This window comes from Streptomyces sp. Act143, from assembly GCF_003143935.1.
Taxonomy (GTDB): domain Bacteria; phylum Actinomycetota; class Actinomycetes; order Streptomycetales; family Streptomycetaceae; genus Streptomyces.
Genome location: NZ_QFRX01000001.1, coordinates 5778529 through 5793350 on the forward strand (window position 1 = coordinate 5778529; position 14822 = coordinate 5793350).

Annotated in this window: 14 protein-coding genes; 12 read left to right on the forward strand and 2 right to left on the reverse strand. The window is 71.2% G+C overall.

Annotation, left to right across the window (positions count from 1 at the left end; all coding sequences use genetic code 11):
* Positions 1–48: 48 nt before the first annotated feature.
* Positions 49–1392: a sensor histidine kinase gene (locus DI272_RS26250; protein WP_375138069.1), complete on the reverse strand. Its 1344-nt coding sequence runs from the start codon at positions 1390–1392 to the stop codon at positions 49–51.
* A gap of 337 nt (positions 1393–1729) precedes the next feature.
* On the opposite strand from DI272_RS26250, the gene DI272_RS26255 reads away from it, so the two are divergent.
* The 12 genes from DI272_RS26255 (at position 1730) to DI272_RS26310 (ending at position 13314) form a co-directional block, all read left to right on the forward strand.
* On the forward strand, positions 1730–2125 hold the full coding sequence (locus DI272_RS26255; protein WP_109497721.1) for an NADH-quinone oxidoreductase subunit A: 396 nt from the start codon (positions 1730–1732) through the stop codon (positions 2123–2125).
* Positions 2116–2763 (forward strand): NADH-quinone oxidoreductase subunit B, encoded by a 648-nt coding sequence (locus DI272_RS26260; protein WP_109497722.1) that lies wholly within the window; start codon positions 2116–2118, stop codon positions 2761–2763. Before DI272_RS26255 ends, DI272_RS26260 begins: the two co-directional genes overlap by 10 nt.
* Entirely contained in the window at positions 2760–4166 is a 1407-nt protein-coding gene (locus tag DI272_RS26265; protein ID WP_109497723.1) for an NADH-quinone oxidoreductase subunit C, read from the forward strand. The genes DI272_RS26260 and DI272_RS26265 overlap by 4 nt, the downstream gene beginning before the upstream one ends.
* Positions 4163–5131 (forward strand): complex I subunit 1 family protein, encoded by a 969-nt coding sequence (locus DI272_RS26270; RefSeq protein ID WP_109497724.1) that lies wholly within the window; start codon positions 4163–4165, stop codon positions 5129–5131. Before DI272_RS26265 ends, DI272_RS26270 begins: the two co-directional genes overlap by 4 nt.
* An 80-nt stretch (positions 5132–5211) precedes the next feature.
* Positions 5212–5703, forward strand: a complete 492-nt coding sequence (locus DI272_RS26275) for a 4Fe-4S binding protein (RefSeq protein ID WP_109501047.1) — start codon at positions 5212–5214, stop codon at positions 5701–5703.
* Positions 5700–6374 carry an NADH-quinone oxidoreductase subunit J gene (locus DI272_RS26280; RefSeq protein ID WP_109497725.1) on the forward strand — a complete coding sequence of 225 codons (675 nt, stop codon included), beginning with the start codon at positions 5700–5702 and terminating at the stop codon, positions 6372–6374. The genes DI272_RS26275 and DI272_RS26280 overlap by 4 nt, the downstream gene beginning before the upstream one ends.
* Positions 6374–6769: an NADH-quinone oxidoreductase subunit NuoK gene (nuoK, locus tag DI272_RS26285; protein ID WP_109497726.1), complete on the forward strand. Its 396-nt coding sequence runs from the start codon at positions 6374–6376 to the stop codon at positions 6767–6769. The genes DI272_RS26280 and nuoK overlap by 1 nt, the downstream gene beginning before the upstream one ends.
* Positions 6766–8760: an NADH-quinone oxidoreductase subunit L gene (locus DI272_RS26290; protein ID WP_109497727.1), complete on the forward strand. Its 1995-nt coding sequence runs from the start codon at positions 6766–6768 to the stop codon at positions 8758–8760. Before nuoK ends, DI272_RS26290 begins: the two co-directional genes overlap by 4 nt.
* Positions 8761–8766: 6 nt before the next feature.
* Positions 8767–10341, forward strand: coding sequence for an NADH-quinone oxidoreductase subunit M (locus DI272_RS26295; RefSeq protein ID WP_109497728.1), 1575 nt, complete (start codon positions 8767–8769; stop codon positions 10339–10341).
* Positions 10338–11870, forward strand: a complete 1533-nt coding sequence (locus DI272_RS26300) for an NADH-quinone oxidoreductase subunit N (protein ID WP_109497729.1) — start codon at positions 10338–10340, stop codon at positions 11868–11870. Before DI272_RS26295 ends, DI272_RS26300 begins: the two co-directional genes overlap by 4 nt.
* Before the next feature lie 185 nt (positions 11871–12055).
* The gene (gene htpX / locus DI272_RS26305) at positions 12056–12919 is read left to right on the forward strand and encodes a zinc metalloprotease HtpX (protein ID WP_109497730.1); all 864 of its coding nucleotides are present in this window, start codon (positions 12056–12058) and stop codon (positions 12917–12919) included.
* Positions 12916–13314: a YccF domain-containing protein gene (locus DI272_RS26310; protein WP_109497731.1), complete on the forward strand. Its 399-nt coding sequence runs from the start codon at positions 12916–12918 to the stop codon at positions 13312–13314. Before htpX ends, DI272_RS26310 begins: the two co-directional genes overlap by 4 nt.
* Before the next feature lie 86 nt (positions 13315–13400).
* Here DI272_RS26310 and DI272_RS26315 read toward each other — a convergent pair whose 3' ends face one another.
* Positions 13401–14675 carry an APC family permease gene (locus DI272_RS26315; RefSeq protein ID WP_109497732.1) on the reverse strand — a complete coding sequence of 425 codons (1275 nt, stop codon included), beginning with the start codon at positions 14673–14675 and terminating at the stop codon, positions 13401–13403.
* Positions 14676–14822: the final 147 nt, after the last annotated feature.

Here is a 14822-nt window from a genome sequence, read left to right on the forward strand (position 1 = left end):
CCTGGCTCCCGCCGTACCCCCGCCACCTGGCTCCCGCCGTACCCCCGCCTACCCTCGCCGCCCGTCCTGCGCCGACCGATCCCGCCAAGGCAGCTCCGCCGTGACCGTCGTAGGACCGCCCACGGGCGAGTCGATGACGAACAGCCCGTCCACCGCGTCGAGCCGCTCCGCCAGCCCCTGCATGCCGGTGCCGCCGTCGAGGCGGGCGCCGCCGCGGCCGTCGTCCCACACCTGGATCAGCAACCGGTCGTCCGACCGCCACACCTCCACCGACGCCGACCTCGCCCCACTGTGCTTGCTGATGTTCTGCAGCAGCTCGGAGACGGTGAAGTAGGCGATGCCCTCGATCGCCGCGGCCGGCCGGTCATCCAGGTCGGCGGTCACCTTCACCGGCACCGTGCACCGCGAGGCGACCGACGACAGCGCCGCGTCCAGCCCCCGGTCCGTCAGCACCGCCGGATGGATCCCGCGCGCCAGATCCCGCAGCTCCTGCAAGGCCAGCTTCACCTCGCCGTGCGCCTCGGCGACCATGGCCTGCGCGTACTCCGGGTCCTCCAGCAGCTTCTCCTTCGCCAGCCCCAGCCCCATGGCGAGGTTGACCAGCCGGGCCTGCGCCCCGTCGTGCAGATCCCGCTCGATGCGCCGCAGATCGGCCGCGGCCGTGTCGACGACGACCCCCCGGTCCGACTCCAGTTCCGCGATACGACGTTCCAGCTCATCCGACGGCGACAGCAGCCCCCGCACCATCGCCCGGTCGGCGTTGGTCAGCCCCCGCGCCAGGTACGGCAGCACCGGCCACAGCACGAACAGCGAGGTCAGCGTGACGACGAAGGTGAGAACGCCCCAGGGCAGCCGGATGAAGTCGTACAGGATCGTCCGCCAGCCCACCGGGTCCTTCAGCATCATCCACAGCTGCTGGAAGAACCCCGAGTTGCCGGCCCGCAGCGGCAACCGACTCGGTTCGTCGATCCGCACCCCGAGCAGCACCCGGGCCCGCCGCCGCTCCAACGCGCCCAGCTTCCGCGCCCCCATCAGCCCGGCCGCCAGCAGCGGGAACCCGATCACCGTCACGGTCAGCCAGAAGCCGGTGAACAGCACCGTCGTGACGTAGACGAACCCGAGCAAGGCCACCGGGAAGTTGAGCAGGAGATGCGCGATCTCCTTCCAGGTGTGCGCGTCGTAGGCGAACCGGACGGGCGGCAGAGCCCGGGACTGGCTGTCATCGGCGCCGTCCCGGGAAACCGTGGCCGGTGAAGCCGGTGAAGCCGGTGAAGCCGGTGAAGCCGGTGACGCTGGTGATGCCAGTGACGGGTGGGGCGCGGCCGGTGACGGGTGGGGCGAGGCCGGTGAAGGGCGCGTCGTGGCCGGTGAAGGGCTGGGGCGTTCGGTCATATGGGTTAGCGTGCCGCGCGTCGCGCCGCGGCGCCATGAGGCGGACCGCCGCGCCCTCCGGGGGAAAACCCCACCTGGGCCCCATTCCACCCGGGCCCCACCTCGCCCGACCCTCGCCTCCTGCCCCCTCCCCGCCCTCTCCGCGCCCCCGCGGAACCGATCCGGGCATCTCAAGCGGTGACGGGCTGCTTACGCTCTCTTTAGCAGGCCCTAGACTCCCGTGCGTACAGATCGTCGAACGGCGTCGTCCGGTGTCATCCAGTGTCATCCGGTGTCATCTGGTGTCGTCCGGCGTCGTACAGGTGTTGACGGAGTTCACAGGGAGCGAGGGGCGGACGTGCGGGAACCGACCACTGTCGCCGCGTCGGACTACTTCCAGTCGTACTCGGTCGTCGGCCTGCTCGCCGTCGTCGGCGTGCTGTTCGTCGCGGTCGCCTTCGGCGCCGGCCGCCTGCTGCGCCCCGTGGTCCCGACCCCGGAGAAGCTCCTGACGTACGAGTGCGGCGTCGACCCCGTCGGCGAGGGCTGGGCCCACACCCAGGTCCGCTACTACGTCTACGCCTTCCTCTACGTCATCTTCGCCGTCGACTCGATCTTCCTGTTCCCCTGGGCCACGGTCTTCGCCGCCCCCGGTTACGGCGCGACCACCCTCGTGGAGATGTTCATCTTCCTCGGCTTCCTGGCCGTGGGCCTGCTGTACGCATACAAGAAGGGCGTCCTGACATGGACGTGACGCCAGAAGCGACGTCCGGAGCGACGACGCCAGGAGTGACCTCGCCGGAGCCCGTGCTGCTCCCCGAGCCGAAGCGCCTGGGCGCACTCGCCCGTCTGGCCCCCGAGCCGATGAAGGTGGTCCTCAACTGGGGCCGCCGCTACTCGCTCTGGGTCTTCAACTTCGGCCTCGCCTGCTGCGCGATCGAGTTCATCGCCGCGTCGATGGCCCGCCACGACTTCATCCGCCTCGGTGTGATCCCCTTCGCCCCCGGCCCTCGCCAGGCCGACCTGATGGTGGTGTCAGGCACGGTCACGGACAAGATGGCCCCGGCAGTGAAGCGCCTCTACGAGCAGATGCCCGAGCCGAAGTACGTCATCTCCTTCGGCGCCTGCTCCAACTGCGGCGGCCCGTACTGGGACTCCTACTCCGTCACCAAGGGCGTCGACCAGATCATCCCGGTCGACGTCTACGTGCCCGGCTGCCCGCCCCGCCCCGAGGCCCTCCTCCAGGGCATCCTCAAGCTCCAGGAGAAGATCGCCCGCGAGTCGCTGAGGGAGCGGTACGGCGCCGACGGCACCGTCGGCCGCCCGTCGCCGGCCGCCCTCCAGAGCGGCCTCCTGAAGGCTCCCTCGCCCACCTCGGGGGAGGAACGATGACCACGGCCGGCTGGCTGCCGACCCCCACCGAGGAACTCTTCGGCCCCGAGGCCACAGCCGAGGAGTCCTACGACGTCCTCACCGTGGACGTCCCTCCCGCCTCCTGGACCACGGCCCTCCGGACGGCCCGTGACGAGCTGGGCTGCACCTACTTCGACTGGCTCAGCGCGGTCGACGAACCGGGCACCGGCTTCCGCGTCGCCGCCCACCTCGCCGCCCTGTCCCCGGTACGCCGCCTCCTCCTGCGTACGACCGTTTCGCACGAGTCCCCGACCCTGCCGACCGCCGTCCACGTCTTCGCCGGCGCGGCCTGGCACGAACGTGAGACGCACGAAATGTTCGGTGTCGTCTTCGAAGGCCACCCGGCCCTGGACCACCTCCTCCTTCCGGAAACCTTCGAAGGGCACCCCCTCCGCAAGGACTTCGTCCTGGCCGCCCGCGTTGCCAAGGCCTGGCCCGGCGCGAAGGAACCGGGCGAGTCCGACCACGGCGGTCCCAAGCGCCGCCAGATGCTCCCCCCGGGAGTCCCCGACCCCAACGAATGGGGTCCCCTGAAGGGCCAGCTCCCCCCGGCCCCCACGCGCCCCACCCGCACAGCAGGCCCCCGCGCAACAACGGAACGCCCCACCCGCCGCACCCGCACCGCCTCGGAGGGCTCGGCGAGCCAGACGGAAACGCCAACACCCCCGAGCAGCACCCCGCCCGCCGGCCCGCGCCGTTCCCGCTCGGCCGCGGAGGGTTCGGCCAGTCAGGCGGACACTTCGGCGTCCCCCGAAACGCCGCCCGCCGGCCCGCGCCGTTCCCGCTCCGCCGCCCAGGGTTCGGCCAGCCAGACGGCAGCCGGCGGTGCTGACACTCCGAGCGAGACCTCGCCAACCAGCGCCCCGGGCACCACCCCCGCCGGCCCGCGTCGCGCCCGCAGTGCCTCGGGGGGCTCCGCCAGTCAGCGCCCCGCACCGGGCACCACGGCCCCCGGCACCCCTGCCACCGACACCTCGACCCCGGCCGCCACGCCACCGAAGCCCGCCTCGCGCACTCCCCGAAGCGCCGACGCCCCGTGGCACCACGCCCGCCCAGCCTTCGACGAACCCGGATCTGAACTCGGATCCAAGCCCGAAGCCGAACCCGAAGCCGAACCCAAATCCGGCGTCGGATCCGGCGCCGGACCCGACGCCGAAGACACTCCCGTAACTCCTGACACTCCCGTAACTCCTGACACTCCGGAAACCTCCGGCACTCCCGGCACCCCCGAGGCGCCCGGCGTCACCAGCGCCCCTGAGGCCGCCGACTCCCCTGAGACCGCCGGCGCCCCTGAGACCGCCGGCGCCCCTGAGACCGCCGGCGCCCCAGACACCCCAGACGACCCAGACACCCCAGACCACCCCGCAGGAGGCCCGCAGTGAACGACGCTCTCGACGTCGCCCTGCGACTCCTGATCGTCTTCGTCGTCTTCCTCACCTTCCCCCTCATCGTCGGCCAGACCGAGCACAAGGTGATGGCCCACATGCAGGGCCGCCTCGGCCCCATGTACGCCGGTGGCTTCCACGGCTGGGCCCAACTCGTCGCGGACGGCGTGAAGTTCGCGCAGAAGGAAGACGTCGTACCCGCGGGCGCGGACCGCCGTATCTTCCAACTCGCCCCCGCCGTGGCCCTCCTGCCCTACCTCCTGGTCCTCCTGGCCATCCCCATCGGCCCTGGCGAGGGTGCCGTCGGCGAGGTCATCGACGCGGGCGTCTTCTTCGTCCTGGCGGTCATGGGCGTCGGCGTCCTCGGCTCCCTCATGGCCGGCTGGGCCTCCGCCAACAAGTTCTCCCTCCTCGGCGGCCTCCGCACCGCCGCTCAGCTCCTCGCCTACGAACTCCCGATGCTGCTCACCGCCGCCTCCGTCGCGATGGCGGCCGGCACGGTCTCCCTCCCCGGCATCGTCGACGCCTTCGAGTGGTGGTGGCTGCCCTGGCAGATCGTCGGCGCGATCGTCTTCTTCGTCGCCGGCCTCGCCGAACTCCAGCGCCCGCCCTTCGACATGCCCGTCGCCGACTCGGAGATCATCTTCGGCGCGTACACGGAGTACACCGGCCTCCGCTTCGCCCTGTTCCTCCTCGCCGAGTACGCCGGGATCGTCGTCCTGTGCGGCCTGACCACCGTCCTCTTCCTGGGCGGCTGGCACGGCCCCTGGGGCGCCGACGGTCTCGGCTGGGTGTGGACTCTCCTGAAGGCGGCCGTCCTCGCCTTCGTCGTGATCTGGCTCCGCGTGACCTATCCCCGTCTCCGCGAGGACCAGCTCCAGAAGCTCTCCTGGACCCTCCTCGTTCCCCTTTCTCTCGCCCAGATCGCCCTCACCGGCATCGTCAAGGTGGTGATCTCCTAGTGGCCGAGGCCGCCCCGCCCACCCGGTCCCGCATCCCTGGCTCCGGCCTTGCCAAGGGACTGGCCGTCACCCTTCGCACGATGACGAAGAAGACCGTCACCGAGCAGTACCCCGACGTCCAGCCCGACCTCCCGCCCCGCACCCGCGGTGTCATCGGCCTGTTCGAGGAGAACTGCACGGTCTGCATGCTCTGCGCCCGGGAGTGCCCGGACTGGTGCATCTACATCGACTCCCACAAGGAGACGGTCCCGCCCGCCGCCCCCGGTGGCCGCGAGCGCAGTCGCAACGTCCTCGACCGCTTCGCCATCGACTTCTCCCTGTGCATGTACTGCGGTATCTGCATCGAGGTCTGTCCTTTCGACGCCCTGTTCTGGTCCCCCGAGTTCGAGTACGCCGAGACCGACATCCGCGACCTCACCCACGAGCGCGACAAGCTCCGCGAGTGGATGTGGACCGTCCCGGCCCCGCCCGCCCTCGACCCCGCGGCCGAGGAACCGAAGGAGATCGCCGCCGCCCGCAAGACCGCCGAGAAGCTGGCGGCCCAGGCGGAACCGCAGGAGGGAGACTCGTGAGCCTCGCCGCCGGAACCCACGGCTTCCTCTCCCCGACCGGTGTGGAGATCGCCTTCCTCCTCGTCGGCCTGGTCACCTTCGGCGCCGCCCTCGTCACCGTCACCACCCGGCAGCTGGTGCATGCCGCCCTGTGGCTGGTGGTGACCCTCGGGGGCCTCGCCGTCGAATACCTCCTCCTCACCGCCGAGTTCATCGCCTGGGTGCAGGTCCTCATCTACGTCGGTTCCGTCGTCGTGCTCCTCCTGTTCGGTCTGATGCTCACCAAAGCCCCCATCGGCCGCTCCCCGGACGCCGACTCCGGCAACCGCTGGGCCGCCCTCACGGTCGCCGTCGCCTCGGCCGCCGCGCTGATCTGGGTCGTCGTCGACGCCTTCCGCACGACCTGGATCGACCTGGACGGCCCCGCCGCCGGTTCGACCGAGGCCACCGGAGCGAGCCTCTTCCAGAACTGGGTGCTCCCCTTCGAGGCCCTCTCCATCCTGCTCCTCGCGGCCCTGGTCGGCGCGATCGTCCTGTCCCGCAAGGCGAAGGCGGAGCCGTCCTCGCCCTTTGTGAACTCCCGGACCCTGTCCGGTGGTTCCCCATCCGCCCCGGATTCCCGTAATCACCCGATCCAGCGAAAAGGTCCGGTTACGGGAACCGAGTCGGCCGAGCAGGAAGGCGCCCGCTGATGCACCTCGCCTATCCCGCCGTACTCTCCGCCCTCCTCTTCTGCACCGGCCTCTACGGCGTCCTCGCCCGCCGCAACGCGATCCTGGTGCTGATGTCGGTCGAGCTGATGCTCAACGCCGTCAACCTCAACCTGGTCGCCTTCGACGTCTGGCTCAGCAGGACCGCCGAGGAGACCCTGCACTCCGGCCAGGCCCTGACCCTGTTCACCATCGCCATCGCCGCCGCCGAGATCGGCATCGGCCTGGCGATCGTCCTCGCCGTCCACCGCAACCGCGGCACCTCGGACATCGACAAGCTCCGCGACACCGCCGAGGGCCACGAGACCGACGATCCCGACGGACCCGACTCCGACGGCGACGCCCCCGCGGCCGAGAAGGCAGAGGCCACCGCGTGACCACCACCACCCTCGCCGTCCTCGTCCCTCTCCTTCCGTTCCTGGGCGCGGGCACCGGCCTGCTCCTGGGGCGCACGGCCCCCGGCTTCGTCCGCCCGCTCGCCGTGCTGCCGACGCTGGCGGCACTGGTACTGGCCGCGGTCGTCGCCGCGCGCCAGGGCGGGGACCAGGCGGTGAACGCCACCGCCGAGCTCACGCCCACCGGTTCGATCCCGATCGAACTCGCCCTGCACATCGACGGCTTCGCCGCCCTCGTCGCCGTCCTGGTCGGCCTCGTCGCCACCTGCGTGCAGATCTACTCCACGGGCTACCTGCGCGAGGACCCGCGCTACCCCTCCTACGCCGCCCTGGTCTCCCTCTTCACCTCCGCGATGCTCCTCGTCGTCTACTCCGGCGACCTGATGGTGCTGCTGGTGGGCTGGGAAGTCATGGGCATCTGCTCGTACTTCCTGGTCGGCCACTACTGGGAGACCCCGGAGGCCCGCGCCGCATCCATCAAGGCGTTCCTGGTCACCAAGCTCGGCGACGTCCCCTTCCTCATCGGCCTGTTCGCGCTCGCCACCGACGCCGGCTCCTTCCGCATCACGAAGGTCCTCGGCGCCGTCGCGAGCGGGGGACTGGACCACCCGACGCTCATCGCCCTGCTGCTCCTCGCGGGCGTGGCCGGCAAGTCGGCGCAGTTCCCGCTGCACACCTGGCTCCCGGACGCGATGGCGGGCCCCACGCCCGTCTCCGCGCTGATCCACGCCGCGACGATGGTCGCCGCCGGTGTCTACTTCATCGCCCGGCTCCTCCCCGTCTTCGAGGCCTCGCAGGCCGCGATGGTCGTGCTCGCCGTCATGGCGGCCGTCACGATGACCGGCTCGGCGGTCGCCGCACTCGCCCAGGACGACATCAAGCGCGTTCTCGCCTACTCGACCATCGGCCAGCTCGGCTACATGACCGGCGCCCTGGCCGTCGGCGACCGCGGGGCCGCCGTCTTCCACCTCCTCTCCCACGGCGCCTTCAAGGCACTGCTGTTCCTCGCGGCGGGCGCGATCATCCACGCCGCCGGCACCAACTCGCTGGCCGCCATGTCCCGCATGGGCCACCTGCGCGACCGCGTGCCCGACGCCTACTGGACGATGACCGTGGCGCTCCTCGCGCTCGCCGCGATCCCGCCGTTCAGCGGCTTCTTCTCCAAGGAGTCCGTCCTCGGTGCCGCCGAGCACGTCGCCACCGGCCACACCGAGCACGCCCCCGGCGCGGCGGGCTGGGTCGTCCTCGTCGCGGGCCTGTTCACCGCCCTGCTCACGGCGGCCTACGCGACCCGCCTGTGGCTGCTGGCCTTCCGCGGCCAGGGCGCCGAGGCCCCCGACCACGGCCGACAGCCCCTCACCATGACCGTCGTGCTGTGGGTCCTCGCGATCCCGTCCCTCGCCGTCGGCGGACTCGCCTACCGCGTCCTGCCCGACTGGTTCGACGGCCGCGACCTCACCCCGACCCTCACCACGTCCGTCCTCGGCACCGGCGTGGCTCTGGTCGGCGGCATCGTCACCTACGCGGCCTGGCGGCATACCACGGCCCTAGCCGCCGACGTCCCGCTGGGCGCGGTGGCCGCCCACCCGGAGGGCGACGCCGGAGTGGTCGAGGCCGAGGCCATCGCCAGCCACGCGCCCGCGTACGGGGGAGTGGCCTACGCGCCCGACCCCGCCGACCCGGGCCGGCTCCTGCTCGGCCCGCTGCACCGGCACGCGGCCGTCGGCTTCCACCTCGACGCCGTCTACTCGGCCCTCTTCGTCCGCCCGGTCCAGGCCGGCGCCACGCTCGTCCGGTTCCTCGACCGCGAGGTCATCGAGACGTACGTACGCGGCGCGGGCGCCCTGCCCCGCTGGCTCGGCATCGCCGTGCGGCGGGCCCAGACCGGCAATGTGCAGACCTATGTGAGCGCGCTGCTCGCCGGCACCGTCGTCCTGGTGGTGGCCGCCGTCCTCGTCGCCACGGGAGCGTGAGCAGGCGTGATCGATATCAACGAGTCCGTGATGCAGTTTCTTCTGGCGTTCATCGTGGTCGGCCCGCTTCTCGGGGCCGTCGCCGCACTTCTGCCGGCCCCGCCCGGACTGAAGGGGAAGTCGCCCGAACAGGCCGTGCTGCGGCACGGCGTGACCGTGACCGGCGTGATTCTCCTCGCCGCGATCGTCCTCGCGCTCGGCTTCGACCACGACCATCCGTCGAAGATGCAGGCCACGACCGACATCAGCTGGATCCCCGCACTCGATGTGCGCATCCACCTCGGCATCGACGGCATCTCCCTCCCCCTTCTGGTCCTGACCGCGCTGCTGACCTTCCTCTGCGCGCTCTACTCGTACTTCAAGATGCCGTCCGGGCCGACCCCGAAGGCCTTCGTCGCCCTGCTGCTCGTCCTGGAGTCCGGCACCCTGGCGACCTTCGCCGTCCTCGATCTGCTGCTGTTCTTCCTGGCGTTCGAGATGGTGCTCATCCCGATGTACTTCCTCATCGCCCGCTGGGGCGGCGAGGGCCGCACCCAGGCCGCCTGGCGATTCATCCTGTACACGCTGCTCGGCTCGGTCGTCATGCTGCTCGGCCTGCTCCTGATCGGAATCAAGGCGGGCACGTTCGACATGGTGGCACTCGCCACTGACAACGGCCGATCCCTGACCACATCCGTGCAGGTCATCGCCGTATTGGCGATCGGACTCGGGCTCGCGGTCAAGACCCCGATGTGGCCCCTGCACAGCTGGCTGCCCGACGCCCACACCGCCGCGCCGACCGTCGGCTCGGTCCTGCTGGCCGGCGTCCTCCTGAAGATGGGCACGTACGGGTTCGTTCGCATCCTGCTGCCGATCGCCCCCGACGGCTTCGCCGACTTCGCGCCCTACCTCGCCGCGTTCGCCGTCGTCGGGATCATCTACGGTTCCCTGGCCTGCCTGGCCCTCGCCAGACAAGGCGCGAAGGGCGACCTCAAGCGGCTCATCGCCTACTCCTCCGTCGGCCACATGGGCTTCGTACTCCTCGGCATCGCCACGATGACCCCGACCGGCGTGAACGGCGCCCTGTTCGCCAACATCGCCCACGGCCTGATCACCGGCCTGCTCTTCTTCCTCGTGGGCGCGCTCAAGGACCGCACGGGCACCACCGACCTCGACACCCTCGCCGAACAGACCGGCGCCGCGCTGTACGGCAAGGCACCGCGCCTCGGCGGCCTGCTCGCGTTCGCCGCCGTCGCCTCCCTCGGCCTGCCCGGCCTCGCCGGGTTCTGGGGCGAGATGCTGGCCCTGTTCGGCGCGTTCGACCCCGCCGACGACCTCAGCCGCCCCGCCTTCCTCACCTTCATGGCGATCGCGGCCTTCGGCACCCTCCTCACGGCCGCGTACCTCCTCGCCGTGGTCCGCCGCGTCTGCATGGGCGCCGTACCTCAGGACGCCCCGCAGCTCGCCGACGTCCACACGTACGAGTTCGCCGCCTGGACGCCGCTCGTCGCCCTCACCGTCGTAGCCGGCCTGTGGCCGAAGGCCCTCCTCGGCCTGACCGACCCGGCCGTGCAGCAGCTCCTCGCAGGAGGCACCCGATGAGCTCCCTGGCCTCCTCGGCCCAGCCGCTGGCCTCGAACCTCGTCCAGTCCGTCGACTGGCTCGCCATCGCACCGCCCACCATCGCGGCGGTCGTCGCCCTGGTCGTCCTCGTCGCCGACCTGTTCGTCGGCGAGCACAAGAAGGCGCTGCTCGGCTGGACGTCGGTGGTCGGCCTGGCGGCGTCCGCCCTCATGCTGCTGCCGCTCGTCGACGGCGACCGAGCCACCTTCTGCCTGTCCGGCGACGCCGGCGTCTGCAGTTACACCGCGGACCGCTTCACCCTCGTCCTCCAGCTCCTGGTGCTCGGCGGAGCGCTGCTGGCCGCCCTCCTGTCGGTCACCGCCCTCAAGGACGCCGACAGGGGACTCCCCGAAGGGGAGTACTGGTTCCTGCTGCTGTCCTCCGCCGCCGGTGCCGCCCTGCTGCCTGCCTCCCGCGACCTCGCCATTCTGATCGTCGCCCTGGAAGTCGCCTCCCTGCCCGCCTTCGCCCTCGTCGGCCTGCGCCAAGGCGACCGCAGGTCCTCCGAAGCGGCCCTGAAGTTCTTCCTGTCCTCGGTCACCGCGACCGCGGTCAGCCTCATGGGCATCAGCTTCGTGTACGCGTCCACGGGCACCCTCTACCTCACCCAGATCGCCGACCGCGTCCAGAACGTCGACGGCCAGCTCCACACCCTCACCCAGACCGGCGTCGTCCTCACCCTCGTCGGCTTCGCCTTCAAGACGGCCGCCGTGCCCTTCCACTTCTGGGTCCCGGACACCTACGTAGGGGCGCCCCTCCCGATCGCCGCCTACTTGTCGGTCGTCGGCAAGGCGGTCGGCTTCTCCGGCCTGATCCTTCTCACGGTCGTCGCCCTCCCGTCGTACGCCGACGCATGGGGCCCCGCGCTGGCCGCGCTGGCCGCCCTCACCATGACCGTCGGCAACGTCGGCGCCCTCCGACAGCAGGCCACGCGCGCGTACAGCGCCGTACGCCTGCTCGCCTGGTCCTCCGTCGGCCAGGCCGGCTACCTCCTGGTGCCGATCGCCGCGGCCGCCTACTCCGACGACCCCGAGCACTCCATCGGCTCCACCGTCGCCTACGCCCTCATGTACGCCGCCGTGAACCTCGGCGCCTTCGCGGTGGCCGCGCTGGTGGGCCGTACGAAGTCCCGCAACCGCCTCAGCGACTACCGGGGCCTGTACGCCTCCAACCCCCTGGCCGCCCTCCTCCTGGCGTTCTTCCTGCTGTGCCTCGCCGGGCTCCCACCGGGCATCATCGGTCTCTTCGCCAAGGTCACCGTCTTCTCCGCGGCCGTCGACGCGGGCCTCGGCTGGCTCGCGGTGATCATGGCCGCCAACGTCGTGATCGCGCTGTACTACTACCTCCAGTGGACGGCACTGCTGTTCCGCGCGCCCGAAGGCAAAGCCGAACGGCACAGGGTCCCGGCGCCCCTCACCGCCGCGCTCGTCCTCACCGGCCTCCTCGGCCTCGCCCTGTCCGGCGCTCCGCAGCTGGTCCTGCGCTTCGCCGACACGGGACTCTTCTGAGATCCCGGCCACGGTTCGTGTGAGCCCTCACCCGGACGGCCCACGGCCCGCCTCGCACGCACAAGGGAACTAGCGGCTCTCGCCTGGCGTTGACCAGAACGGGAGGGTCCACTGGACATACACCAGAAGGACCGCAGATCAAGCAAGCAAAGGGTTCCCCTGCTGCACGACTTGGAGGGCGTACCGTGCACCGCCGGCACAACGGGCTCAGGACCGCAGTACTCCTCGGGGGACTGTCCGCACTCATCATCGTCATCGGCAGCTTCTTCGGCCGTACGGGGCTCGTCGTCGCGGTCCTGGTCGCCCTGGGGACCAACGCGTACGCGTACTGGAACAGCGACAAGCTCGCGCTCCGCGCGATGCGCGCCCGCCCGGTCAGCGAGTTCGAGGCCCCCGCGCTCTACCGCATGGTCCGGGAACTCTCCACCCAGGCCCGCCAGCCCATGCCGCGCCTGTACATCTCCCCGACGGAGGCACCGAACGCGTTCGCGACCGGCCGCAACCCGCGCAACGCGGCGGTGTGCTGCACCGAAGGCATCCTGCGCATCCTCGACGAGCGGGAACTGCGCGGCGTCATCGGCCACGAGCTCAGCCACGTCTACAACCGCGACATCCTGATCTCGTCGGTCGCCGGAGCCCTGGCCTCCGTGATCATGTTCCTGGTCAACTTCGCCTGGCTGATCCCCGTAGGCCGCTCCAACGACGATGACGGCCCCGGCATCCTGGGCATGCTGCTCATCATGATCCTGGGCCCCCTCGCCGCGTCCCTCATCCAACTGGCCATCAGTCGCTCGCGCGAATACGAGGCGGACGCCTCCGGCGCCCAACTCACCGGTGACCCGCTGGCCCTGGCCAGCGCCCTGCGCAAGTTGGAGACCGGCACCAAGCAGCTCCCGCTGCCCCCGGAGCCCCGTATCGAGACCGCGAGCCACATGATGATCGCCAACCCGTTCCGCCCGGGCCAGGGACTCTCCAAGATGTTCTCCACGCACCCGCCCATGGCGGAGCGCATCGCCCGCCTCGAGAAGATGGCAGGTCGCCACCAGTGAAGACAATCCTGAACGTCATATGGCTCGTCCTGAGCGGCTTCTGGCTGTTCCTCGGCTACCTGGCCGCCGGCGTGCTGCTGTGCATCACGATCATCGGCATCCCCTTCGGCATCGCGGCTTTCCGCATAGGCGTCTACGCCCTGTGGCCCTTCGGGTACACGACGGTCGAGCGCCGCGACGCCGGCGCCCCGTCCTGTGTCGGCAACGTGCTCTGGCTGATCCTCGCGGGCTGGTGGCTGGCGCTCGGCCACATCGTCACCGGACTCCTGCTGTGCGTCACGATCATCGGCATCCCGTTCGGGATCGCCAACTTCAAGCTGATCCCGGTGTCGCTGTTCCCGCTGGGCCGCGAAATCGTGTCGACCGACAAGCCGTTCGCCTCGTCGGGCTGGTAATGCACAGGCGGCGGGCGTGATGCGCGTCCGCGCAGCCTGAACCACGCCCCGCAGAACCGCTGTCGGGGCGGCCGCCATCCGCGTGGTCAGCCCTGTTCCGCCGCTCCGGCCACCCGCCGCCGCACCCCGTAGGCGACCACACCCACGACCAGCACCCCCGCCCCCACGACCACGGAAACCCCCGGCAGCGAGAACGCCAGCACCACGCACCCGAGAAGCCCCACCGCCGGCACCGCCCGCGCCCGCGGAGCGGACCCGAGGGTCCAGGCCGAGGTATTGGCCACCGCGTAGTACGCCAGCACACCGAAGGAGGAGAACCCGATCGCACCTCGCACGTCCACCGTGGCGGCCAGCACCGCGACCACCACGCCCACGGCCAGCTCCGCCCGGTGCGGCACCTGGAAACGCGGGTGCACGGCCGCCAGCGCATGAGGCAGATGCCGGTCACGCGCCATGGCCAGCGTCGTCCGTGAGACGCCCAGGATCAGAGCGAGCAGCGAGCCCAGCGCCGCCACGGCAGCGCCGACCCGCACCACCGGCACCAGCCCCGGCACACCGGCCGCCCGCACGGCGTCGGTCAGCGGCGCGCCCGCCCGCCCCAGCGCCCCAGCGCCCAGCACGGAAAGGACGGCCACCGCCACACACGCGTAGACGGCCAGCGCGATCCCCAGAGCCAGCGGGATCGCGCGGGGGATGGTGCGCGCGGGATCCCGCACCTCCTCCCCGAGGGTCGCGATACGCGCGTACCCCGCGAACGCGAAGAACAGCAGACCGGCGGCCTCCAGGACACCTGCCGCGCCTCCCGAGGCCCCGCTGCCCAGCCGCCCGGCATCGGAAGCCCCAGAACCCAGACACACGACCACGACGGAAGCCAGGACAGCGAGCACGACCGCCACGATCGCCCGCGTCAGCACGGCCGACTTCTGGACACCGCCGTAGTTCACCGCGGTCAGTGCCACGACCGCCGCGACCGCCACGGCGTGCGCCTGCCCCGGCCAGACGTACGTGCCCACGGTGAGAGCCATCGCCGCGCAGGAGGCCGTCTTCCCGACCACGAACGACCAGCCCGCGAGGTAACCCCAGAAGGGACCGAGCCGCTCTCGCCCGTACACGTACGTGCCGCCGGAGGCCGGATAAAGGGCGGCCAGTCGTGCCGAGGACATGGCATTGCAGTAGGCGACCACCGCGGCGACCGCGAGTCCGGACAGAAGTCCGGAACCGGCGGCGCGCGCCGCGGGCCCGAGCGCGGCGAAGATGCCGGCCCCGACCATCGAGCCCAGCCCGATGACGACCGCGTCACCCACGCCGAGAGTGCGTCGCAGTTCCGAGCCGGAGGCAGGGCGAGGTCTGGAAGGCGCCATGCGTCGCACCCTACTGACCTGTGCAACCAACCGGTGGACCCATGACGTCCTCTTCAGCAACGCGGCACGAACTCGCGCTGCCGCCGAAGCGGTGACGCACGCGCGCAACTGCCCGCGCGCAACTGCCCGGCCACACCGTCCGACCGG

Coding starts and splice junctions, on each gene's coding strand:
- DI272_RS26265 (WP_109497723.1), top strand. CDS start 2,760: ATGACCACGGCCGGCTGGCTGCCGACCCCCACCGAGGAACTCTTCGGC.
- DI272_RS26315 (WP_109497732.1), bottom strand. CDS start 14,675: ATGGCGCCTTCCAGACCTCGCCCTGCCTCCGGCTCGGAACTGCGACGC.
- DI272_RS26260 (WP_109497722.1), top strand. CDS start 2,116: ATGGACGTGACGCCAGAAGCGACGTCCGGAGCGACGACGCCAGGAGTG.
- nuoK (WP_109497726.1), top strand. CDS start 6,374: ATGCACCTCGCCTATCCCGCCGTACTCTCCGCCCTCCTCTTCTGCACC.
- DI272_RS26300 (WP_109497729.1), top strand. CDS start 10,338: ATGAGCTCCCTGGCCTCCTCGGCCCAGCCGCTGGCCTCGAACCTCGTC.
- DI272_RS26275 (WP_109501047.1), top strand. CDS start 5,212: ATGACGAAGAAGACCGTCACCGAGCAGTACCCCGACGTCCAGCCCGAC.
- DI272_RS26250 (WP_375138069.1), bottom strand. CDS start 1,392: ATGACCGAACGCCCCAGCCCTTCACCGGCCACGACGCGCCCTTCACCG.